Genomic DNA, 25,238 nt, shown 5'->3' on the forward strand with positions numbered 1-25,238 from the left:
TAGAGCACCTGACTCTTAATCAGGGTGTCCAGGGTTCGAGCCCCTGAAGACGCATTAGAAGTCTTCGTTTGGCAGATAATAGCTGCTGGGTGAGGACTTTTTTAATGCACAAGGATTGTAGCGTGGAACATTCTTTCTATGTCAATATTTTTATCGTTTTATAGTAGATTTGATACTTTTTAAGAAATTTTTAAAAAAATAAAAAAAATACTTGCAATTCTTGTCTACTTCCTATATAATAACTAATTGTTGATACCAAATACGCGTCTTTAGCTCAGTTGGTAGAGCACCTGACTCTTAATCAGGGTGTCCAGGGTTCGAGCCCCTGAAGACGCATCATAAAGTCCTCGTTTGGCGAACGCAAGAGTCGCTGGGTGAGGACTTTTTCTTGTCTAATTTCCTACCGCAGCGGCTTTGTAATCCCAGTTTTCTTTTCTTTTGAAATTCCACCATGCATATGATAAGTACTTGTATTTAAAAAACAAGCTCTCATCACAGAATCGTCTCCGTATCTCTTTCGTATAGAATCTATTGTTTCATCCAATTTACTCAATTTCTCATAGCGGTCCCAATCAAATAGGTTATACTGCATCGTATTCTCCTTGGTGATTCTACTTGTGTGCACACCCATTTGTCTAATTGGCGTCTTCCCATCCCATAGATCCTTAAATAAACGGCAAGCAAAACGATACACTTCCATCGTCGTATTAGAAGCAGAAAAAAGCATCCCTTGATGAGAGACTCTCTGAAAAGTATCCGTTGTAATCGAGACGGACACACACTGCCCTTTCACTCCATCCATTCGAAGTCTCGTACATACTGTTTCGCTTAACGATAGCAAAACGAGATTTGCATGCTCCATCGTAACAATATCGTAAGGTGTAGTTACGGAATTGCCATATCCCTTATTTGCTTCTAAAGGAACAAAAAGAGGAGATTCATCGATTCCATGTGAAAACTGGTGAAGTACTTCCCCATACTTTCCAAAATGAGATTTTAATATTTTTACGTCTGTTTGCGCTAACTCCCCTATCGTCTTAATCCCCAGATTAAAAAGTTTTTTTTCTGTCGCTCTTCCCACAAAAAATAACTCTCCTACCGGTAGTGGCCACATCTTCTTTGGAATCTCCTCTGGAAACATCGTATGCACCAAATTCGGCTTCTTTAGCTCCCCTGCCATCTTTGCTAATAACTTATTTGAAGATACACCAATATTTACTGTAAATTTTAATTCCTCTTCAATCAGATCTTTCAGATTATTTGCAACAATAACAGGTCCTCCATATAACAATTCACTCCCGCTCATATCAACAAAAGCTTCATCAATCGAATATTGCTCTACTTTAGGAGAAAACCTTTGCAAAATCTCCATTAATGACTTTGATGCTTTCACATACCTTTCATAATTTGGTGGAATGATTACTAAATTCGGGCATTTTTGTACTGCTGCTCCAAGAGCCTCACCCGTGTGAATTTTCATTTTTTTAGCAGAAGTAGATTTCGCTAAAACTATTCCATGCCTGTTCTCTTTATCTCCTCCAATTACGGAAGGGATCTCACGCAAATCCACGCTTTCCCCTAAAACGTGAAGTCGATAAGCTGCCTCCCAACTAAGAAACGCAGAGTTAACATCAATATGAAAAAAAATTTTTTCCTGCATTGCTATACTCCTTAAATAACATAACCATTTAGCTTACCATTCGAAACAAAGTCCATCTACCCGAGTCGGTATGATAGTGAAGTTCAGCCAAGCGAATCTCTCCAAACAGCTCTAAACGGCATCCATAAATAAGAATGGTGAGACCAGAGGGTTTTATTTGTTTACGATATGCAATTTCTATAATGTCAGCAGACACTCTCTCATGTGCTTCATTTTCTAATCGTATGCGTAGTGGCTTAACCTCGCCTAAGGTACTGCAAAAGGAAATCATATCAACGGGAATGTTATTTTGCACTTTCCTACACCTCTTTTCAACAACTTAAATGCTACATTCCATAAAAAACTACGGTATAAAGTAAATGACCAAGTAAAAGCATACTTCGCAAACTTTTCCTGGTTATGAATAAACCTCTTTCTATAGTTTATGCAAAAAATATCGAACATATGTACGTTTATTATATCAGAACATATGTTCTATTGTAAAGTGGTATTCTATAACATTTTTTACATTAAGGAAATGTAAATTCGGTTTCAATCTATATGATATCTGCGTTTATTCTCTTTAGGTTATTCGTTAAATAATGGTAGTATTTATATTTTAATTACTATATAATAAAAAACAATAATTCACCAACGATATGATAGGTGAATTAAATTCTCTTGAATTGCATGGAAAAGGATTGGCATGGAAGATATAAACATTAAGCAAGTAAATAAGTCATATTGCGTAAAAATAACGGTATCGGATTGATTCTAAATGAAGAACGAAATTGGTGATAGGTCTATGAAAGCATAGAAAATGCCATTATCTTTTGTCTTCAAATAAGAAAAGCATAAATAGAAAAAACAAAGAATTAAAATACCCTAAGGGTATAGGAAAGATAAAGATTTCGTACAATATTTCATATAAATAGGAAGGAGAAACAACTATGTGTGGACGCTACTATGTGGATGAAGAAAGCAATGAAGAGTTACTTCGTATTATAAGAAATTTAGATCGGCGTCTTCAGGGGGAACGTCTACAGACACCTGACTCAAACAATGAGGGTACACACGTTCCAAGAAAGTTTAAAACTGGTGAAATTTATCCCACCAACACTGCTCCGATTATAGCGAGAAAGGAAGGGAGCATTCTGCCCTCTGCAATGACTTGGGGATATAAAGGTTTTGAGGGAAGTAAAGTAATTATTAATGCACGTAGTGAAAGTGCATCGGAAAAAAGAATGTTTGCGAATGATTTGGAATCTAGACGTATTGTAGTTCCCGCAAGTGGCTTTTATGAATGGGAGCATAGTGGTTCCAAAACCAAATATTATTTTACCTCCAAGCAGGAAAAACCTCTTTATATGGCTGGTCTATCTCACCTCGATGAAGAGGAAGATCGCTTTGTTATTCTCACAACAGCAGCAAATGAATCGATGATAGACATTCATAATCGCATGCCTGTCTTATTAAAAGAAGATGAAATTGAAGGCTGGCTATCCTCCAGAAAAGAAGCAATTTCTATTATGAAACGCACACCAGAACAGTTACAAAAAACCAACGCCTCCCTAAAGGAACCAGAATTTGAGCAACTTAGATTTCCATGGTAACGCTCTCATGAAATTTACCATAAAGCGAGTTTTTTATTCCTTTTCTTTGTTGGTTGTGTACATTGACAAATATTTAACATTGTTATAAAATGTCGTTGAATCAATTAGATTAATTTTTTTAAGTAAGTTTGTTAAATATTTAACAGTACTAAATCTACTTTAGATATTAACTCTGTAATACAAATATATTACATCTTAGGAGGATAAGGATATGACAAAAAAAGTGGAATTACAGACAACTGGATTAGTAGACTCTCTCGAAGCATTAACAGCAAAATTAAGAGAGTTAAAAGAAGCACAAGAGCTCTTTGCTACCTACTCTCAAGAGCAAGTTGATAAAATCTTCTTCGCTGCTGCCATGGCTGCCAATCAGCAACGTATTCCGTTAGCAAAGATGGCCGTAGAAGAAACTGGTATGGGTATTGTAGAAGATAAAGTAATTAAGAATCATTATGCTGCAGAGTATATTTACAATGCATACAAAGATACAAAAACATGTGGAGTGATTGAAGAAGATTCTAGCTTTGGTATCAAAAAAATTGCAGAGCCAATCGGCGTAGTTGCAGCTGTAATCCCAACTACCAATCCTACCTCCACCGCTATCTTTAAAACATTACTTTGTTTAAAGACTCGTAACGCAATCATCATCAGCCCACATCCTCGTGCTAAGAACTGTACCATTGCAGCTGCTAAAGTGGTATTAGATGCTGCAGTTGCAGCAGGTGCTCCTGCAGGAATTATTGGCTGGATTGACGTTCCATCACTTGAATTAACCAATGAGGTTATGAAGAATGCAGATATCATCCTTGCAACTGGTGGACCTGGTATGGTAAAGGCTGCTTATTCTTCTGGTAAACCAGCGCTTGGTGTTGGTGCAGGTAATACCCCTGTTATTATGGATGAAAGCTGTGATGTTCGCCTTGCAGTAAGCTCTATTATTCACTCTAAGACATTTGATAACGGTATGATTTGTGCCTCCGAACAATCTGTAATCATCAGTGATAAGATTTATGAAGCTGCTAAGAAAGAATTCAAGGATCGCGGTTGCCATCTCTGCTCCCCAGAAGAGACTCAGAAACTTCGTGAAACAATCTTAATCAATGGTGCTCTTAATGCTAAGATTGTTGGACAAAGCGCTCATACGATTGCAAAGCTTGCAGGATTTGACGTACCAGAAGCCGCTAAGATTTTAATTGGCGAAGTAGAATCTGTTGAATTAGAAGAGCAATTTGCACATGAGAAACTTTCTCCAGTTCTTGCTATGTACAAGTCAAAATCCTTTGAGGATGCAGTAAGCAAAGCTGCTCGTCTTGTTGCAGATGGTGGTTATGGCCATACTTCTTCTATCTATATTAATGTAGGTACTGGGCAAGAAAAGATTGCAAAGTTCTCTGATGCTATGAAGACTTGCCGTATTCTTGTAAATACACCTTCCTCCCATGGTGGTATTGGTGACCTTTATAACTTTAAATTAGCTCCATCTCTTACTCTTGGCTGTGGCTCCTGGGGCGGTAACTCCGTATCAGAAAACGTAGGAGTAAAGCACTTAATCAACATTAAGACAGTTGCTGAGAGGAGAGAAAACATGCTTTGGTTTAGAGCACCTGAGAAAGTATACTTTAAGAAGGGTTGTTTACCAGTAGCCCTCGCAGAATTAAAAGATGTAATGAATAAAAAGAAAGTATTTATTGTAACCGATGCTTTCCTTTATAAGAATGGCTATACAAAGTGCGTTACGGATCAATTAGATGCTATGGGAATTCAGCATACTACTTTCTATAACGTTGCTCCAGATCCATCTTTAGCAAGTGCTGCAGAAGGTGCAGAAGCAATGAGACTCTTCGAGCCAGATTGCATTATCGCAATCGGTGGTGGTTCTGCAATGGATGCCGCAAAGATTATGTGGGTTATGTATGAACATCCAGAAGTAAACTTCCTTGACCTTGCAATGCGTTTCATGGATATTAGAAAGCGTGTTTACTCCTTCCCTAAGATGGGTGAAAAGGCTTACTTTATCGCAATTCCAACTTCCTCCGGTACTGGTTCTGAAGTTACACCATTTGCTGTTATTACCGATGAAAGAACTGGCGTAAAATATCCACTTGCAGATTACGAATTACTTCCTAAGATGGCTATTATTGATGCTGACATGATGATGAACCAGCCTAAGGGATTAACTTCCGCTTCTGGTATTGATGCCCTTACCCATGCATTAGAGGCATACGCTTCTATCATGGCTACTGACTATACGGATGGTTTAGCATTAAAAGCTATGAAGAATATTTTCGCTTACCTTCCAAGTGCATATGAAAATGGTGCTTCTGATCCGATTGCAAGAGAAAAGATGGCAGATGCTTCTACCTTAGCTGGTATGGCGTTCGCGAATGCATTCTTAGGAGTTTGCCACTCCATGGCTCATAAATTAGGTGCATTCCACCACTTGCCACACGGTGTAGCTAACGCACTCTTAATCAATGAAGTAATGCGCTTTAACTCCGTTAGCATTCCTACAAAAATGGGTACTTTCTCTCAATATCAATACCCACATGCATTAGATCGTTACGTAGAATGTGCGAACTTCTTAGGTATTGCCGGAAAGAACGATAATGAGAAGTTCGAAAACCTTTTGAAAGCAATTGATGAATTAAAAGAAAAAGTCGGTATCAAGAAAACCATCAAAGAATATGGCGTAGACGAGAAATATTTCTTAGATACTTTGGATGCTATGGTTGAACAGGCCTTCGATGATCAGTGTACTGGCGCTAACCCAAGATATCCATTAATGAAGGAAATCAAGGAAATCTATCTCAAAGTTTACTACGGTAAATAAGATAAGAAAGTATGTAGGTTTCCTGTCATAAATTAAACTTACACGCTTCACATTTCTCGCTCCCCCCTCTAAGGGTTCCTATAGAAAAAGAAGGAAGAGACTCCCCATTTCTCTTCCTTCTTTTATATGTAAAAGCGGAGATTGCAATCCGCTTACGCTACCAGCTCTACCTCATTGCCACTACGTGGCATTAAAATATCTTTATTTTTTATACTATACATCCTTTCTCTGTCACATTCATTTTTCTCTCGTAATAGCTGTTTTGTTCTAAATAAAAATCCTCTAGATTCCTATCTTTATCTAATAATTCTTTGATACCAATCGTTCCAAGATTAACTCCTTTCGACAGAATCATTACACGATCACAGAGTTTTTCCATCTCCCAGAGCATAGTACTTGATACTATAATACCTATTCCCTGCTCATGAGAAATAATTTTTAAAAACTCTCTAACTTTTCTAGTAGCAATTGGATTATAATCTTTTGTTGGCTCATCTAGTACAATTAGCTTTGGATTACTAAGAAGTGATATTCCAATTAAAAGTATAAGTTTCATTTCAACAGAATAGTTTCTTACTTTCATGTTTAAATCCAGCTGAGAAGTAATTAATACAACCACTTTTTCTAACTGCTCTTTCCCAACTTTTCTTGCTTTTGCAGATCGATATAAGTTCTCTAACCCTGTTAGATGCTCCGATAAGTGTGGTAAATTCACTAACATACCTATTTCTTTTATAGCATCTTCATAATTATAATCAAGGTCATATCCGCCTATAATTATGGTACCTTCTTCTTTTTTAAGTACTCCAGTAACCATATTAATAATTGTAGTCTTTCCATCCCCCTTTTGCCCTAGGATGCCAAGAATCTCACTGGAATACCCAGTGAGAGAAATACGATTTACCACTTTATGTCCTCTATATTGTTTGGTTAACCCTACAACTTGTAATACGATAGTTTTCTTACTCATTTTACCTCCAAGATACACTTGTTTACATATATAATTGAAAGAAACCGAACCCTTTCACTAAAGTTTTAGTTATCCGTTATTATGTTTAAAGTATCGTCATATGTTGTTTCTTTAACCAAACATTTTACAGTTTTATATAATCAAATAGAGACCATTTCGAAGTCCCTTAATCCAGGATCTTTTCTCAAAATGGTCTCTAATTAATTATTACTCTTTCTCACTGCTTATTCTTTATTCTAATATTCATTACATATTATTCAATACTTATTATTCAATACTTATTACTTATTATTCATTACTCATTACTCATTACTCATTACTCATTATTCATTACTCATTACCTATAAATTATTATTAATTACCTATTCATATTCTACAACATCTAACCACTTCATTAGTAGCTCTTTCTCTTCTGGCTTATTTTTACTTAACTGAGCTGCTGCTACAATTGGTAACCAAGTCTGAACATAACATTTCTCAGTTTTGCTCTTTTTACAAAATACATCTAGATAATAATCTGCAAGTTTTTGATCTTCTAAGGCAAACAACAAATAGGTCCTAGCCGTATCCGCACTTGCATTTCCCTGTGTAGCATGTACCCAGTCAATCACATACATCTTATCACTCGATAGGATAATATTATTAGGATGGAAATCACCGTGGCATACCTTCACATGCTTTGGCATACCATCTAATCTAGTTAACAAATCGTATTTTTTAATATTGTCTAACATCTCAAGGCTATTAATCTGACGAATTAACTTATCTTTTAATTTATTTAACAATGGTGCTCTCTTAGAATGAATCTCAAGTTGAAGGTCAACCATTTGATTTATGTACTCTTCTTTTTTCTCCGGATTTTCTTTCATTAACTGACTTAAGGTCTTTCCCTCAATAAAATTCATAGTAATTGACCATTGTCCATCTTCAATTCCAACTTCACTAATACATGGAATTGCTAGACCCGTTTCCTCTACTCTGGTTGTATTCAATGCCTCATTAAGTACGTCCGTTTTGTTTGTTTCCTTATGGAAAACCTTAATTGCATTATCTCCATTGCGATAAACACTAGCTTTCTGTCCTTTTGAAATTAAGTTTGTAAGCTTCATAATGTTTTCTCCTCTCGTCTAGTCTTTTATAAGTCATACTATACTTCGTATTCTATATAGTTTTGTAACATTTATATAAAATACTCTGAATTTATACAATAATTATAGCATATATTGCTAATTTTGTATAGCTCTATCTCTGGTTTATTTTAGAAAATATCGATGCATTTACTTACTTAACTACAATTTAGGGACATCTTTGCCACATAAGTATCATACTTCCTTTACTTCAATAATTGCATATACTATAATAAAGACAGATACTCATTTTATTATACATAACAGGGAGAATTAAAATGTTAGAAAAGTTAAAAGAAGAAGTTTATCAAGCTAATATGATGTTACCGAAACACGGATTAATTACATTAACATGGGGTAATGTTTCTGCCAGGGATAAAGATACAGGGTATATTGTAATTAAACCATCCGGAGTTGAGTATACTAATATGAGACCAGAGGACATGGTTGTGGTAGACCTAGAAGGACATGTAATGGAAGGTTCCCTAAATCCTTCTTCCGATACCCCAACTCATATAGAATTATATAATGCATATCCTGATCTTGGTGGTATTGTTCATACTCATTCACGATTTGCAACTATATTTGCACAAGCAGGTGCTTCCATACCTGCACTTGGTACTACCCATGCAGACTACTTTTACGGTTCCATACCATGCACTCGTAAAATGACCAAAAATGAAATTAAAGGATCTTATGAGAAAGAAACGGGAAGTGTTATCATTGATACCTTTGAAGAACATAACGTCGATCCATATCAGGTTCCATCCGTTCTCGTTCATAGTCACGGTCCATTCACCTGGGGTAACAGTGCTATGAAAGCTGTGGAAAATGCGATTGTTTTAGAGGAAGTAGCTCAGATGGCTTGGCATACACTTCTACTCTATCAAAGTAATCATATGACTACCACCTGCCCTTCCATGCAACAGGATTTACTGGACAAACACTACCTTCGAAAACATGGTCCAAACTCATATTATGGTCAAAAAGGTTTTGAATAGTTTTTTGTTTCCATGATTTATAGTATTTTAACTTGCGACATGCATAAAAATACTTTATAATACCAATATACGGGCACCCCGTCAAGTCTTCTTGATCGGGGTCTTGTCGTTTATTTACAATCACTTTTCGACCGCTTTTCAAACGCTTTTTCACATAGATTCGGAGGATTTTATGAAGGTTAATTTTAGAAAATACTTCCGTAGGCTCCTTGCAATTACAGTAACTGTATTATTAACGGTTTCTCCTGCCTCAGCCTATGCGGATACCAATACAAATAAAGAAAATGTTCCGTCAACTGTTGATGTGTCTGATTTTGCCTGGCCAACCGGGCCAGAAGTATATGCCGACGCTGCTATTGTCATGGAAGCTAGCACCGGTTTAATTTTATATGAGAAAGATATTTATGATAAACACTATCCTGCTAGTATCACTAAGATTATGACGACCTTACTAGCTATAGAAAATTGTAATTTAAATGAAACTATGACGATGTCACATGCTGCAGAATGGGATGTTGATTTTAATAGTAGCCGAATTGGTCTTGTGGAAGGTGAATCCGTATCCTTAAAAGATGCTTTATACGCTGTTATGTTAGAATCTGCGAATGAAGTATCTTACGGTGTCGGTGAGCATGTTGCAAACGGTTCAATGACTGATTTTACTGCAATGATGAATGCCAGGGCAAAAGAGCTTGGAAGCGTTAATACTAATTTCGTTAATCCTAATGGTCTCCATGATGATAACCACTATACTTGTGCCTATGATATGGCACTAATCAGCCGTGCAGCAATTATGCTACCTGAATTTCGTACCATTACAGGTAGTCGTACTTATACCATGCCAGCTACTAATAAAAATGTAGCACGCCCTTTGGCAAATCATCACCGTTTTATTCGTAAAACTTTAAATTATGATGGTGCTATTGGAGGAAAGACTGGTGGTACAGCAGAAGCTAAAACAACATTGGTTACTTATGCCGAGCGTAATGGATTGACCTTAATTGCGGTTGTTCTACATGTTGATACAGGTTTGCACGCATATGAGGATACTGCAAAAATCCTTGATTTTGCATTTGATAATTATGCTCTATATCGTATTGAAGATACTGAAAATATAAATAATTCTGGTTTTACATCTTTATTTAAAGATTTTCCTGCCTTTGTTAAACCAGAGCAAAGCCCACTACGCTTAAGCTCAAATAGTAACGTGGTTTTACCAGTGACAGCCAATTATAAAGATGCTGATAAAACCATAACTTATACTCCCGTAAAAGAATTCGTTCACGGTAATAATGTTGTGGGACAAATCTCCTATTCCTATGCAGGAAAATATGTTGGAGCAACTGATATTTTATACTATAATAAAGAATATCCTTTAACGAAAGCAGCGTTTGATGCACAATGGCCTGATTACTTGATTCCTCCTGAACTTGTTTTTAAAGACTCTGAAACGAATGTAACCCTTGGTTCAGGATCTTCTGAAGATGTACCAGTAGATTCAAAATCCACTCATGAAAAAGATTCAAAAAAACAAGGCTCTTCCGTATTAAAACCAATACTTCTCGGAGCTACAGCTACCGTTATAGTTCTTTTGATTGGATACTATATACTTTTTATTGAATTGCCTCATAGGAAACGTCGTAGAAGATATCATGAGAATCATAAACGCCGAATGGATTCTATGCGCAGAAATTATCGTGAAGATTATATCGAATAGAAATCTAAACTGTTTTACAAAAGGTCAGCACTTTTCATAGTACTGACCTTTCCATTTCTTACTCTATTCTTTTTTTATCACTCTCTACTATACCTTGTAGTAAGTTATTAATTTGATCCAATTTATTTGTCATGTCTTTTATTTCATTATGATACTCATTATTCAATGTTACAATTTGTTCTTCCAATCCTAATTGATTGTTCTTAAGAAGATTCGGTAATGCTCCCTCCAACATAGAAACAACATTATTAATTTCCTTTAGAGTAGACTGAGTATTTTCATTCGTATTTAATGCTACTTGACGAGCATTCTCTCTACTATATTGAACCAATGCTTTAATTCCATGACGAAGCAATTTTGTATTCTCTTCTTGTTCTTTTTGTATGTTTTTTTCAAAGGATTCGAGGCGAGCTAAAATATCAAGCATAGAAACACTTTGAACTTCTTCCTCACTCTCTTCCCCGGCTGCTTTATATATTGCTCTTTCTAACCTTTCAATTTTTGTATAATTACGTTTCATTTCAAACATAGCTTGTTCAAACTTATCGTCGAAATCACATTGATCAAGTTGATATTTTTGGTAGATATCATGCTCTATCTTATCTACTAGAAAATAAGCAGCAATCAACATTAAAACAGCGGCAAGCGCTACTGCCAGATAATCCTTATGGAATTCAATTAAGATAAATGCTGCAAAAAAAGCGGCTGCAACAAAGAAGATAATATAAATAACCTTTGATTTTTTACTCTTCAATCCGTACCCCTCCTGCGCTGTTTTATCAGCTATGTCTGTATTGTAATTATATCATATTGCTTATCAGAAGTTATCCTTTCAACTTCTGATAAAAGGTGCGAGTTTTGCACCGTCAATCTGATCATCGGAACATTTTTGTTCCGATGATATAGTTATCGGATAATTTCCGCAATTTTATGATATTTGTTTTATTTTTTATCTTATTTGCAATATTTATATCAATAAGATAGAACAGATTAGTTTTACCACTCTAGTCTTCTCAGATTTCTATCTATAGGACAAATTAAAAAAGCTGTAGGTATCTAACCTACAGCCTATTACGTCCCCAACAGGAATCGAACCTGTAACTAATCCTTAGGAGGGATTTATTATATCCGTTTAACTATGGGGACTTGGATGTCACAATATTTATTATATTCAAATTATCCGATAAAGTCAACCATTCCTTGCATCCAAATCGTTCCCCTAAATCTTCTTCCTACTTGTGGCTCTCCAAATAAATCCTCCTTATTAATACATACTTCAAAGGTTAATGCATTGCATTCGAGTTGCATTACATAGAGAATTTCCTTTGTTTCTTCGTTCTTTACTTCTCTCCATTCTATAATAGTTCCTAAGACCGTGTAGTTATCAGACTCAGATCCATATGGAATAAATGAAGTTTCTACGATAGAATAAATATCTTCCTTTTTAACTCTTTTAGAAACCATGGCATACATATCAATATCATCGATTGTTAGGCTATCGATTGCTTCTTGGTTTCCTTTTTTAGCTTCTGCAATCAACTGATTACGATATTTCATATCTGCAGTACTGCTTCTCATCTGATGCTCCGTCTTTTCTACGGGAAGTAATATCTTTCCCTCCGCGGCTAATCCAGACAATGTAATTGATCGAAGTCCGATAGAATCTCTCTTCGATTTTATTGATAAATAGTCAATGACATTCTGCAAATAAAAGATAAGAGATACACCTAGACGATAGTCATCACACATTCCGGTATAAGCATCTGTATCAACTCTTTTACTGATAAAGACCTCTTCCCTTGTACTAACATTTTGACCATGAAAATAAGGATAATAATGTTCAACATGGAATTGGTCATTCTCATCGTACTCACCGCGTACCGTTATCCCTATTCCTTCTGCAAATTCATAAGATAATTCTGCAACAACAGTATTATCCTCAAAACTATATCTATGCTTGTCTGTAGCTTGTTCCACTACTTTATGAATTAAGTCTTCCACTTGTATTCTATTATTTAATTTACTAAATCCTATTGCCCTTAAAAAACTATGCATTAATTCACCCAATAACTTTCTTTTTGCTGTATTTCATTCTATGTGAAAACTCCATTTCTTAGTTATATCATATTAATGTAATCTTAGCAACTAGGGAATATAGTAACTATCATTTTGGCATCACTCCTCAATTGTGTCACGTATATAAGTTGTTAGTTCTTGTGACAAATCTACGATTCTTCCCTTTTTACTTAAATCCAATTCTTTTATACCTAACACTTGTACTACTGGACGGGTTGGCATACGATAGTTTTGACTTATTACTATACCAATTTCTTCCGTATTTAATAGAACGTACGTTCCTATTGGATATACTGCTACAACTTCAACAAATGCATTCACTACTTTAAAATCAAATAGTATTCCTGCTTTACTCATTATATTATCGATAACATGATGGACTTTGTATTTTAGCCTGTGATCACTGTAAACAGCACGATCCAACTCATCGCAGATAGCCACAATTTTCGTTTCTAAACTAATCCTATCACTTGTCAGATGCATTGGATAACCACTTCCATCATCTCGCTCATGATGGCTTAGAACAATTTCCTTCGCTGTATTTGATAGCCACTCCTCATCTTTCACCATGGTGTATCCTGTTAATACGTGCTTTTTAATCTCGGTTAATTGCTTTTCATCACATTCGTCTATATCTATTTTTTCATAATCAAATGGTAAATAGGACATTCCTAAGTCATGAAGCAAAGATCCTATAGCAATTTCTTGTATCTTCTTCTGAGGCAATTTTAGCTTTAAAGCTATTAACACTGCTAGAGTTGATACATTGACGCTATGGGTATAGGTAGAATGATTCTTTTCCCGTATTGTAGAAACGTTGTACATTACATTTGGTTGTTCTAATATTTCTTGAATGATATGATTTGCAACATCCACTACGCCAGTTAATTCATTACTTGCGCAACATGTATAACGTTCGATTGTATTCTTAATCTGTCCAACACATTCTTCTAAAATCTTTTTTTCAACCTGGGCTTCTACTGTACCTTGTACTAGATTATCTATTTTTTGTTCTTTCACTTCCTCAATAAAAATCCAGTCAATATGTAGCTCTTTTAATTTTCGGATATACTCTTTTTTGATCTTTGATCCAACTGGAATGATAACAAGACCGTGGATTGTTGCAATTTCTTTTGCAACGATCTCTCCGCCTACTAATTTATCTACAGATATTCGTTTCAATGAGCTACTCCTCCACTTCATTATTAACATGATATAAGCAAGCTGTCACTTTTTGTAAATTAAACTACCATAATGAAAACTTATTAATAAAAAGTCTTAGAACGAAGACACTTCTTTCATTCGCTCTAAGACTACTTTATCTTACTCAAAATAGTTCTTCTTATTTTTTGCTTCGCTTAATACCTGCTTTTCTTCTTCTGATAAAAGTACAAATGATTCCCCTTTAATAACTTCCTTTACATAGGTATAGCAACCTTCTCTACTACTATGCATTGAGGTAATAATAAACCCATTATTATTATCATCTAATAAGCAAAGGGAAAAACTTAGTTTGCCTCCCATTTCTTTGAAAGCATCATATTTAACAATACTACACTTTTGGTAGGCATTTAATAAGTTCTCTGTTATTCTATGAATACTATCTTTCATAGACTTGGTATCCTCTTTTAATTTGTCAACCTCTTGGAAACGATTTAAAATAGTACTTTCTAGAGTTTTACCATCGCTACCTTCCATAAAAGTATTATATTTTTTCTTTAATTTACTTTGTTTTACTAATATTATTATCTGAATAATGAAAATTAATAATAAAGCAACCGTAACTCCGAGCACTATATAACTACCATCTATACCAAGTCTATCAAATAGTTCCATTCTCCCTCATACCTTTCTCTTCTTCTCAAATTGTTTTATAAATCCTTTTTATCATTTTAAATCTGTTACTTAGACTAATGTATTTATTAAATCTAAAATACGTTCAAAATCTTCTTGAGAATAATATTCGATCTCTATTTTACCCTTATTATTATTTCCCCTACGAATATCAACTTTACTTCCAAAGATAGCCTTCATACGGTCTTCAATTTCTTTATAAATAAAATTATCATCCCGTGTTGCTGCAATTTCCTTTTCTGGCTTGTCCTTAGAAATATGTTTAACTAATTTTTCTGTTTCGCGTACACTTAATTTTTCATCGAATACCTTTGTTGCTAATCGATACTGTATTTCTCCATCTGTTATTGCTAATAATGCTCTCGCATGACCCCCAGATATCATATCATCGATTACCATTTGTTGTACACGTTTATCTAACTTTAATAAACGCATACTATTTGTAACAGAAACTCTACTTTTACCAACTCTCTCAGCAACCTCATCTTGTTTTAACTTAAATTCTGAGATTAATTTTTCATAAGCAAGTGCTTCTTCTATTGCATTTAAATCTTCTCTTTGTATATTTTCTATTAAAGCTATCTCTAAGACTTGTTGCTTTGTGAGTTCCTTGACTATAACTGGGATTTCTTTTAGGCCAGCAATTCTTGATGCTCTCCACCGTCTTTCTCCCGCTATAATCTCATAACGTTCTCCTTTTTTTTGAACAATTAAAGGTTGAATTACTCCATGCAATTTAATAGAATCCGCTAGCTCATGTAAGGCATCCTCATCAAAATGGGAACGCGGTTGTGATTTGTTAGGTTCTATATGATTAATATTGACCAATGTTTCACGTGAAACATTTTCTTGATTTCCCTTAACTTTAGGCTCACTCTTATCAATTTTCTCGACAATTAGTGAATCTAGCCCCTTGCCTAAACCCTTTTTTGGTGCCATAACTACTCTCCTTTTCTACGTCCAAACAAACTTTTTCCCTTCTTTTTCTGAGTATCTTTATTTGTTTGAACAGAAACCTCTTCTTCCACATTTCTATGATCTTGCTTAATTACTTCATCTGCCAAATCACGATATGCATCTGCTCCTGCTGATTTTGGATCATAAATACTAATTGGTAATCCATGACTTGGTGCTTCTGCTAATCTGACATTACGCGGAATTATAGAATTATATATGTTTTGTTCCAAATTACTTCTTACATTTTCTACAACTTGCAAGGAAAGATTCGTTCTAGCATCATACATAGTAAATACAACACCTTCAATTTCTAGTGATGCATTCAGTCTTTTTTTCACAAGATTAATTGTATGTACTAACTGAGATAAACCTTCCAAAGCGTAATATTCACATTGTATTGGTACGAGTACAGAATCAGCTGTAGTCATTGCATTAATTGTTAACGTATTTAGCGAAGGAGGACAGTCTATAATAATGTAGTCAAAGAAATCCTTAATTGGATTAATATGTTTTTTAAGTATATATTCCTTATCATCAATTCCTATCAGCTCTATTTCAGCACCAGCTAAATTAACATCTGATGGAATAACAACAAGATTTGGTACGATACTGTCATGCATGCATTTTTCAACATTAGATTCCCCAATCATAAGCTCATAAACAGTATTTTGCAAAGAAGCCTTATTGATGCCAAGGCCACTTGTAGTATTACCTTGAGGATCAATGTCAATTACAAGCACCTTCATGCCCTTTTCCGCTAAACATGCTGCTAAATTTATTGCAGTAGTTGTTTTCCCAACCCCACCTTTTTGATTTGCAACTGCTATCGTTTTTCCCATATTATCATCCTTCATCTTTCTTATGCTAACTTTTTTAATTATAACACGATATGATATAGATAGCTATAGATATTATGTAACAAAACATAAAAAATCCAAAAAAATTACTTTTTTCTACATTCAATATTGTTTCATAATTAAATTTTAATATTTGCAGAGGCTTTATTTTATTAAGTTTTTTCTTATGATTTTACTTGATCTCATAAATAAATAAAGAATAAATTTTAATTTCTAAGATATAAAGACATATAAATATTGTACTAAGTAGAGTTAATTAATAAAGCAAATTAGGAATTCTTATAGTGTTTCACGTGAAACATTATAAGTCTCTTTAACATATTCTACAATTAATTTAATGATAGATAAATACTGTGAGTACCCATTTGGGGTTATTGCTAGTAAATGTTTATTTACGAGGTCATCTTTTTCTTCTACGCTTAATTTTAAAATTAGTATATTTTATTAGACTGAGCGATACTTCATGTAAGACAATAATGCTATACTCTCCTAAGTTGAATTTTTTTCAACTATCATTATATTTTATAAATTTTTGATCAGCATGTCTGCATATACTTCTCCTAAAGTATTTTGAACTTCAACCTTAAGCTTATTTACTTCAATTTACGGATTAATATTTAAACAGAGATTGTTATATTATTTAAGGCTTTAATAGTATCTTTTGATTTATTTTTTGATTTATATTTTTTTATACCTTTTGGTTTGATTTTTTTGATTTTTTTAATGCTTTATAATTTGGTATTTTTTATTTAGATTCTTTATACTTTCTAATTTGCATTTCTGATTTGGATTTTTATGCTTTCTAATTTAGATTGTTTAATTTAGATTTTTTATAGGAACAATTTCTTCTATCGTTTTATTGAGAAAATGACGGTAACGATTTCATTTTCTTTTTTTAATAATGTAGCTCTATATTACTTAGATATAATTTATTTACTTCATACTATAAATGGATATAATACTTTATCCATTTATAGATTGCATTTGCTACACCATATTCACTACTAATATAGGATCAGTTTGATGCAGACAACTATATATTTTTTTGAATTCAATAACTGATACCATTCTCGAAAATTTGAAACAACTTTCATTAAACTATTTTAAAGTGTTAAACTTTTGTGTTTAGCACCATTAAACTTTTTTTGTCCTTGGCTATATACTAACACCATTAAACTTTTAGTTTCCAAAGTTATATAATAACATCAACCCTATGTTTTAGTTTTGTTATAATGTTTCACGTGAAACATTGTTTATATTCTCTTAATACTATAGATTTTAGATAAATTTTAGGTATTATGGAGAGTATAACTATATGAGTAATTATATTTACAGAGGATATGTTATATAAAATAATCTACAGGAGAACATATTTAATTAATTTCTTGGGATATAAAAATCTTAAATTAATCTGTGCGCATTTTGCATTTTATCGCGAAGAAAATTACACAGTCCACAAGTGAAACATAAACTGAATGATATTAAGAAGTAGATTAACACTTTACGGTACAAAACAATAATTTTACTAAAAACTGGGTATTATTTTTATATATAACTTAACGAAGACAAAAATATTTACTATTAAACTTGTACATAAAAACTAAAAAAAGAGATAGATTAAACTCTATCCCTTATCTTTATATAATTAAAACATATTTACAAAATTGTTTTTAATTGCATAAACAGCAGCTTGTGTACGGTCAGAAACGCTAATCTTTTTGAAAATATTAGAAACATGATTTTTCACTGTCTTCTCACTAATACTTAAGCGATAAGCAATTTCCTTGTTAAATAAACCTTCTGCCAATAATTTTAATACATCAACTTCTCTACGTGTTAAAATCTCTGTATTACACAAGCTTGGACTTTGCATGCGCTCTTTTAATTCAGGAGTTAACGATGGCTCAATATAGGTTTCTCCCTGATAAATTGTATAAATAGCTTTCTTTAATACAGATGACTCCGAGTCTTTTAAAATATACCCATTTACTCCAATATCAACAGCCCGCAATAAATACTCTATCTCATTATGGATTGTTAACATAAGAACCTTTTGTTTACTATTATTTCTTCTTAGCTCTTGTAAAGTTTGTAATCCATTCATTGTTGGCATATTAATATCTAGGAGTAACACATCTGGGTTTGTATCCATTATTTTTTGTATGCACTGTTCACCATCACTTGCTTCTCCAACGACTTGAATATCGCCGTCAAGTTCCAGAAGTTGTTTCAAACCCTCTCTGACCATCTTATGATCATCTGCAATTACTACACGAATTGTGCCCATTATTAATCCCCCTTATCAATACAGCATGGTATACTTACAATGATTTTAGTCCCGTTATTATTATTTGATTCTAAAGAAAATTTTCCAGAAAGCAAATAAACTCTTTCTTTCATATTGGATAATCCAAATCCACATCTTTCACATATAGTCTCTTTGCATTTAGAACTTTCTTCCAAACCAATACCATTGTCTTCAATTGTTAATTGAATTGCTTCTTCTTTAAGTGATAAATCTATTTTGCAAGTAGTAGCTTTTGCATGCTTAGAAATATTACTGCACGCCTCTTGTATAATACGATAAATTGTAATACTAACTACTTGATTTTTTATTACAAAGTTTTCATCAATAGTAACTATAACTTGTATTTTATTATGTCTCTTATAATTATCGACATACCTCTCGATTGCTGCTTTCAATCCCAAATCATTTAATGTCATTGGTCGCAAATCATATATAATTTCCCGCATATCGTGAATAATTAATCGAATGTTTTCAATCATAGTTGCTAACTCAAGCTTTGCACGAATAGCATCTAAATCAAATAGCTTGATGCAAAGTTCAGTCTTATGTACCAGAGAAGTTAAATTCTGCACAGTTGAATCATGCAAATCCATAGCTATTCTCTGACGCTCTAATTCTTGTGTTTCTAGTATCTTAAGACCAAGAGCTTCATGGTTAATTAACTCTTCCGTACAAATTTCTGACTCAAAATTCTTTAAATCTATATTTTGCCTATCTAATAAATTAGTTAGACAACTTAGTATTAATTGATACTTATTTCTTAAGTCATAGTGTTGTTCCAAAAGATTTATTATATTAGGAAGATTGTCCTTAAGTTGATTTAATTCCTTCTTAATATAATCTTCTTCCTTAATCTTTTTTGAATCCTCATAAGGAGAGAATAATAAATGATTTTTATCTAGATTTTCATTCATTTTCTCTAAGGTATGTTCCAACTCTTTTTTCTGCTTTTTAACTATATCGACTTTTTCACTTAGTTTATGAGACTGTTCTTCTAATTTTTTTAACATCTCATAACAAAATTCCATAGCCTCTTTTGTTTGCCCAATCTCGTTGATTATATCCTTATGAGTTTTTTCCATGTGTATAAATCCTCACTATTCTTGTCTTAAACTAACTATAACATATTTTAACATAAAATATATAAAATGTCTATTTTATCGTAAAAGGATATAAATAAGATTATTTTTCTTTTTGACAAGTTCTACATAAATCCTGTTGATCAAGTTTCATACTAATATGTTCTATACCATCTTCCATGTATACTTCACCCATAGTTTTAAAACCAATTGATTCGTAAAATTTAACTACACGAACTTGAGCACTCAACATAACAGTTTTTGCCCCACATTCAAACGCTTTGCTAATTAGTATTTTAACTAACATATCACCATAGTGTTTTCCGCGTTCGTCTTTTCGTACTGCAATTCTTCCTATTTTGAATGTTCCATCTTCTGATAGTAGTAGTCTTCCCGTCGCAACAGCCTTGCTTTGCTCCTCATTCTGTTCATTACCAGTTGAAAAAATAATACAGTGCAATGCAGTTTTGTCTAAATCGTCAAACTCTAATTCTTCTGGTATTCCTTGTTCTTCTACAAATACTTCTTTCCGAATTTTAAAGCATTCGGATAAATCCTCCCCAGGATTTATTAATTTACCTTGAATATACATAACAACCCCTATTCTGGCGCTTTCGCTCCTTTTTATAATGAAAGTAATTATATCCGCAGAATCAATTTATCATTGAATAAATATTACTTCTTTCTTATTAAAGGCATTTTTAAAGGTTTCCCTCCGCCTCTTGGATAAGACTTCGGAGTTTCCTTTACTTTTTTTATACAAATTAAAGTACGTTCCATATCCGTATCCGGTAAGGTGAAGGTCATTTTTTCTTCTAACTTACCACCTAGACATTCTAGAGCATATTCTGCTTCCTCTAACTCCTCATTAACTTTTCCCGATTTATAAGGAATAAAGTAACCTCCCTTTTTCACATATGGTAAACATAATTCTGCCAAAGAAGCTGTTCTTGCAACAGCCCTTGATACAACCAAATCAAACTTCTCTCGAAAATCAATTTTTCTTGCCTGTTCTTCCGCTCTACCGTGCATTGCAGATATATTCTTTAGATCTAACCTATTTATAACCTCATTTAAAAAGTTAATTCTTTTGTTTAAAGAATCCATTAGCAATACATTTAACTCAGGATATGCAATCTTTAATGGTATTCCAGGAAAACCTGCTCCAGTACCCATATCTAGTAAAGTATCTCCTGATTTAATTTGATATGACTTTATAAGTGATAGACTATCAAGAAAATGTTTTTGTATTACTTCTTCATACTCTGTTATTGCTGTTAAATTCATAAAAGAATTCCATTCAATTAGCAAATCATAATAAGTCTCAAATTGCTCTAACTGATGTTTATTTAAATCCATTCCAAGGCTACGAAGCCCTTGAATAAAAGCCGAATTGTCTCTCATTTAAACCTCCACGATTTCTCATGTAACCGTTTATACCATAATGTATAAATATAAAAAACCTCTTTTCCTAATAATAAGAAGAAGAGAGCCAACCAACTACTTAATCTAAAAAGACATTCTAGTGAGTTGACTCCTTTTATTATATTATAGGGTCTCCAATTTTTCCAATTAATAAAAATTTAAAATTATAAAATAGAAAGAAAAGTTTCTATTTTTCCAATTAAATATTTTTTACTTTTTTCTTCTTATTTGCTCCAAGTAGACTAGTAAGACAGATATATCCGCCGGTGATACACCAGAAATACGTGATGCTTGTCCTACAGAACTTGGTTTAATTTGATTTAACTTTTGTTTTGCTTCGATTCTTAAAGAAGGTACATCAGAATAATCCAAGTCTTCCGGAATCTTTTTACCTTCTAATTTTTTGAATTGTTCCACTTGATGTTCCTGTCTTTTAATATAACCATCATACTTAAAGTTAATTTCAACTTGAGTAATCACTTCTTCTGGTAATGGCTCTCTATTTTTATCAAGAGGGGCTAACACGGCATAGGTTAATTCTGGTCTTCTAACAAGTTCTGCTAATGTAGTACCTGTTTTTAATGTTGTTGTTCCAAGACCTTCAAGGATTTCTTGAACTTCTTTTGATGCACCAATTAAACTATTTTCTAATCGCATCATCTCTTCTCTTATCATTCTTTCTTTCTTGTTTAGATGTTCATAACGCTCTTCACTAATTAATCCTATTTCATGCCCAATCCTGGTAAGTCTTTGGTCTGCATTATCTTGTCGAAGAATCAAACGATATTCCGCTCTTGATGTCATCATACGATATGGTTCGTGTGTTTCTTTTGTAACCAAATCATCTATTAAAACACCGATATACGCCTGAGAACGATCTAACACAATTGGCTCTTTTCCTGATAACTTTCTAGCTGCATTAATACCTGCCATTAATCCTTGTGCTGCAGCTTCCTCATAGCCAGAACTACCATTAAATTGACCACCGCTAAATAAACCACTGATTGACATAAATTCCAAACTTGATTTTAATTGCATTGGATTAATACAATCATATTCAATAGCATAGGCATTCCTAACAATTTTTGCATTTTCTAATCCAGAAACAGATCGATACATATTAAACTGTACATCTTCTGGTAAACTACTTGACATACCTGAGATATACATTTCATTGGTATAATTGCCTTCAGGCTCTATAAATACTTGATGACGTTCTTTATCTGGAAATTTAACAACCTTATCTTCGATAGAAGGACAGTATCTAGGACCTGTACCTTTTATGTTACCAGAATATAATGGAGAGCGGTGAATGTTATCACGAATAATATCATGTGTATTTTCATTGGTATAGGTTAACCAACAAGAAACTTGTTCTTTATCGATATCTTCTGGAGTATTGGTAAAGGAAAATGGTACAACTTTTTCATCACCAAACTGTTCCTCCATCTTACTAAAATCTATGCTTCTTTTATCTATTCTTGCAGGAGTACCCGTTTTAAAACGATACATTTCAATTCCAAGCTTCTTTAAGCTTTCTGTTAAATGATTCGCTGATGGTAATCCATTTGGACCGGAATAATGGCTGGTTTCGCCATAGATACATCTGGAATTAAGATAAACTCCAGTACATAAGATAACTGCCTTACATGGATATACTCCACCAGAATAAACTTTAACTCCTGTTACCTGATTATTTTCTGTAAGAATATCAATTACCTCATCTTGACGCAGCGTTAGGTTATCCGTATTTTCTACCACCTTACGCATCTCCCTGCAATAATCCATCTTATCAGCCTGCGCTCTTAATGAGTGTACAGCAGGGCCTTTCGATTGATTTAGCATCTTAGATTGTATATAAGTTTTATCGATATTCTTTCCCATTTCTCCGCCTAAGGCATCTATTTCACGTACAAGATGTCCTTTGGATGTTCCACCAATGTTTGGATTACAAGGCATTAATGCTATATTATCCATACTTACGGTAAACATTATTGTATTAAAACCTAGACGTGCACATGCCAATGCGGCTTCACAACCAGCATGACCTGCTCCCACCACCACAACGTCATAAGCTTCATATTGATTAGTCATACTTACCTCCATTCTAGTGTACATTATCTTAAGTTTGTGTGATAGAGTCAAAACGGATATTCGCAATCCGCTTACGCTACTTGCTCATAACCTCATTGCCACTACGTGGCATTTTAGCAGGAGCTTGAACTCCTGCTGAAACAGGCAAGTCCTTACCCCCGCTTACAGAAGCGGGGGGACTTCCCTGAGAGGTTAAAATCACAAAACTACATTTGATAAATACTGTGTATAACTTAAAACTATTTACCCATACAAAATTCTTTAAATATGGTATTGACCAAATCCTCATCCACAGACTCACCGATGATTGTTCCCAATATTTCATATGCATTCATCAGATCTATAGAGAAGAAATCCTCTGGCATCTCGTTATCTATACTAACAATTACTTGCTCTAAACTAATCTTTGCTTCTACAAGTGCATTCTTATGTCTCATATTTGTGATATAAATTTCGTCATTAAAAGAAATGTTACCTTCAAAAAACATCTCTGTAATTGTCTGTTCTAATTCTTTAATTCCTGTTTGATGAATTGCAGAAATTTTTAAGATAGGCTTATTCGTAAGAATACTTATCTTTTCTTCCTCAATTACAGGGTCTAAATCTGATTTATTTAAAAGTACGATTGCTTTTCTATCTTTAATAAATTTTAGTATTTCTTCATCATCTTGGTTTAATGGTGTGGATGCATCAATAACATAGATAATTAAGTCTGCTTCCTTTGCGCTCTTTAAACTTTTTTCAACACCTAATTTTTCAACCAAATCTGAGGTTTCTCTTATACCTGCAGTATCAATAAGGTTTAAACATAAACCATTTAGAAATACTGACTCTTCAATCGTATCCCTTGTTGTCCCTGCGATATCTGTTACAATAGCTCTCTCTTCTCCAACCATTAAGTTCAATAAAGAAGATTTACCAGCGTTTGGTCTACCTAATATGACTGTACGAATTCCTTCCTTAATCATACGACCATTTTCTGACGTATTAATAAGCTCAGAAAGTTCTTTGATGCTTCTACTTACATTTTCTCTTAATTTCTCAGAGAACCCTTCTAAACTAATATGCTCTGGATCATCGAGTGCAGCCTCAATATAAGCTGTATCTAAAATTACACTTTGCCTTACTTCTTTTACTTTATGAAGTACATTACCCTTTAATTGCTTCATAGAGTTTTTTAAGGCTAATTCATTATTCGCATGAATTATATCAATTACTGCTTCCGCCTGAGATAAGTCTATTCTGCCATTTAAAAATGCACGCTTCGTAAACTCTCCAGGCTCTGCAATTCTTGCACCTGCTTTTAATACTGTTTCTAATACCTTTTTTGTTACGGTAATTCCACCATGGCAATCGATTTCTATACTATCTTCCATGGTATAACTTCTTGGAGCACGCATGATTATCACCATAACTTCATCAATGATTTCCTCTTCATCAACGATATAACCATAGTGTACCGTATGAGAATCCATCTCAGATAATCGTTTTGCCTTTGATTTAGTTTGAAATATCTTATCAATCACAGCAAAGGCCTGATCTCCACTTATTCTAACTATACTAATTCCCGCATTACTCAGTCCTGTTGCTATGGCGGCAATGGTATCTGTTTTCATGTCTCCCATATCCTCCGTATTAATTCTAATTCTGTTCAAAAGTTGAATTTTCACATCTGATAAAATCTATCTTTT

Annotated in this window: 20 protein-coding genes and 2 tRNA genes; 5 read left to right on the forward strand and 17 right to left on the reverse strand. The window is 33.7% G+C overall.

Annotated elements, in window-relative coordinates; genetic code table 11:
- Positions 1 to 263: 263 nt before the first annotated feature.
- Positions 264 to 336 (forward strand) — tRNA-Lys (locus RTP52_RS17690).
- 64 nt (positions 337 to 400) lie between these two features.
- Here RTP52_RS17690 and RTP52_RS17695 read toward each other — a convergent pair.
- A complete protein-coding gene (locus RTP52_RS17695) occupies positions 401 to 1,660 on the reverse strand; it encodes a Y-family DNA polymerase (protein ID WP_312372734.1) in 1,260 nt (419 codons plus the stop codon).
- Positions 1,661 to 1,688: 28 nt separating this feature from the next.
- Positions 1,689 to 1,955, reverse strand: a complete 267-nt coding sequence (locus RTP52_RS17700) for a hypothetical protein (RefSeq protein WP_312100207.1) — start codon at positions 1,953 to 1,955, stop codon at positions 1,689 to 1,691.
- A gap of 634 nt (positions 1,956 to 2,589) precedes the next feature.
- On the opposite strand from RTP52_RS17700, the gene RTP52_RS17705 reads away from it, so the two are divergent.
- On the forward strand, positions 2,590 to 3,252 hold the full coding sequence (locus RTP52_RS17705) for an SOS response-associated peptidase (RefSeq protein WP_312103380.1): 663 nt from the start codon (positions 2,590 to 2,592) through the stop codon (positions 3,250 to 3,252).
- A gap of 211 nt (positions 3,253 to 3,463) precedes the next feature.
- Positions 3,464 to 6,082: a bifunctional acetaldehyde-CoA/alcohol dehydrogenase gene (gene adhE / locus RTP52_RS17710; protein WP_312103382.1), complete on the forward strand. Its 2,619-nt coding sequence runs from the start codon at positions 3,464 to 3,466 to the stop codon at positions 6,080 to 6,082.
- Between the two features lie 208 nt (positions 6,083 to 6,290).
- Here adhE and RTP52_RS17715 read toward each other — a convergent pair whose 3' ends face one another.
- Both RTP52_RS17715 and RTP52_RS17720 read right to left on the reverse strand, forming a co-directional pair.
- Complete coding sequence (locus tag RTP52_RS17715; protein ID WP_312103385.1) at positions 6,291 to 7,052, reverse strand: ABC transporter ATP-binding protein; 762 nt, start codon at positions 7,050 to 7,052, stop codon at positions 6,291 to 6,293.
- A gap of 362 nt (positions 7,053 to 7,414) precedes the next feature.
- A complete protein-coding gene (locus RTP52_RS17720; RefSeq protein ID WP_312372735.1) occupies positions 7,415 to 8,161 on the reverse strand; it encodes an aminoglycoside phosphotransferase family protein in 747 nt (248 codons plus the stop codon).
- A gap of 296 nt (positions 8,162 to 8,457) precedes the next feature.
- Here RTP52_RS17720 and RTP52_RS17725 point away from each other — a divergent pair, with 296 nt between their 5' ends.
- Together RTP52_RS17725 and RTP52_RS17730 are read left to right on the forward strand one after the other, a co-directional pair.
- Positions 8,458 to 9,180, forward strand: a complete 723-nt coding sequence (locus RTP52_RS17725; RefSeq protein WP_312372737.1) for an L-ribulose-5-phosphate 4-epimerase — start codon at positions 8,458 to 8,460, stop codon at positions 9,178 to 9,180.
- A 172-nt stretch (positions 9,181 to 9,352) separates the two neighbouring features.
- Entirely contained in the window at positions 9,353 to 10,897 is a 1,545-nt protein-coding gene (locus RTP52_RS17730) for a D-alanyl-D-alanine carboxypeptidase family protein (protein ID WP_312372739.1), read from the forward strand.
- A 58-nt stretch (positions 10,898 to 10,955) separates the two neighbouring features.
- Here the strand turns inward: RTP52_RS17730 and RTP52_RS17735 are convergent, their stop codons facing one another.
- From RTP52_RS17735 to mnmE, 13 genes are all read right to left on the reverse strand, one after another.
- On the reverse strand, positions 10,956 to 11,651 hold the full coding sequence (locus RTP52_RS17735) for a hypothetical protein (RefSeq protein ID WP_312372740.1): 696 nt from the start codon (positions 11,649 to 11,651) through the stop codon (positions 10,956 to 10,958).
- Positions 11,652 to 11,971: 320 nt separating this feature from the next.
- A tRNA-Arg gene (locus tag RTP52_RS17740) sits at positions 11,972 to 12,043 on the reverse strand.
- 30 nt (positions 12,044 to 12,073) lie between these two features.
- Positions 12,074 to 12,952, reverse strand: coding sequence for a DUF3881 family protein (locus tag RTP52_RS17745; RefSeq protein WP_312103398.1), 879 nt, complete (start codon positions 12,950 to 12,952; stop codon positions 12,074 to 12,076).
- Positions 12,953 to 13,072: 120 nt separating this feature from the next.
- On the reverse strand, positions 13,073 to 14,155 hold the full coding sequence (locus RTP52_RS17750) for an HD-GYP domain-containing protein (RefSeq protein ID WP_312103401.1): 1,083 nt from the start codon (positions 14,153 to 14,155) through the stop codon (positions 13,073 to 13,075).
- A gap of 141 nt (positions 14,156 to 14,296) precedes the next feature.
- Complete coding sequence (locus tag RTP52_RS17755) at positions 14,297 to 14,809, reverse strand: DUF4446 family protein (protein ID WP_312103403.1); 513 nt, start codon at positions 14,807 to 14,809, stop codon at positions 14,297 to 14,299.
- 69 nt (positions 14,810 to 14,878) lie between these two features.
- Positions 14,879 to 15,766, reverse strand: a complete 888-nt coding sequence (locus RTP52_RS17760) for a ParB/RepB/Spo0J family partition protein (RefSeq protein ID WP_312103406.1) — start codon at positions 15,764 to 15,766, stop codon at positions 14,879 to 14,881.
- 2 nt (positions 15,767 to 15,768) lie between these two features.
- Positions 15,769 to 16,623 carry a ParA family protein gene (locus tag RTP52_RS17765; RefSeq protein WP_312372741.1) on the reverse strand — a complete coding sequence of 285 codons (855 nt, stop codon included), beginning with the start codon at positions 16,621 to 16,623 and terminating at the stop codon, positions 15,769 to 15,771.
- 1,663 nt (positions 16,624 to 18,286) lie between these two features.
- Positions 18,287 to 18,928 (reverse strand): response regulator transcription factor, encoded by a 642-nt coding sequence (locus tag RTP52_RS17770; RefSeq protein WP_312372742.1) that lies wholly within the window; start codon positions 18,926 to 18,928, stop codon positions 18,287 to 18,289.
- 2 nt (positions 18,929 to 18,930) lie between these two features.
- Positions 18,931 to 20,031 carry a sensor histidine kinase gene (locus RTP52_RS17775; protein WP_312372743.1) on the reverse strand — a complete coding sequence of 367 codons (1,101 nt, stop codon included), beginning with the start codon at positions 20,029 to 20,031 and terminating at the stop codon, positions 18,931 to 18,933.
- A 100-nt stretch (positions 20,032 to 20,131) separates the two neighbouring features.
- Positions 20,132 to 20,620, reverse strand: a complete 489-nt coding sequence (locus RTP52_RS17780; protein ID WP_312372744.1) for a GNAT family N-acetyltransferase — start codon at positions 20,618 to 20,620, stop codon at positions 20,132 to 20,134.
- 83 nt (positions 20,621 to 20,703) lie between these two features.
- Positions 20,704 to 21,432: a 16S rRNA (guanine(527)-N(7))-methyltransferase RsmG gene (gene rsmG, locus RTP52_RS17785; protein ID WP_312372745.1), complete on the reverse strand. Its 729-nt coding sequence runs from the start codon at positions 21,430 to 21,432 to the stop codon at positions 20,704 to 20,706.
- Positions 21,433 to 21,663: 231 nt separating this feature from the next.
- Positions 21,664 to 23,547: a tRNA uridine-5-carboxymethylaminomethyl(34) synthesis enzyme MnmG gene (gene mnmG, locus RTP52_RS17790; protein WP_312103418.1), complete on the reverse strand. Its 1,884-nt coding sequence runs from the start codon at positions 23,545 to 23,547 to the stop codon at positions 21,664 to 21,666.
- Positions 23,548 to 23,786: 239 nt separating this feature from the next.
- Positions 23,787 to 25,163, reverse strand: a complete 1,377-nt coding sequence (mnmE, locus tag RTP52_RS17795) for a tRNA uridine-5-carboxymethylaminomethyl(34) synthesis GTPase MnmE (RefSeq protein WP_312372750.1) — start codon at positions 25,161 to 25,163, stop codon at positions 23,787 to 23,789.
- Positions 25,164 to 25,238 lie beyond the last annotated feature (75 nt).

Source organism: Lachnoclostridium sp. (genome assembly GCF_031997925.1).
Lineage (GTDB): Bacteria > Bacillota > Clostridia > Lachnospirales > Lachnospiraceae > Lachnoclostridium.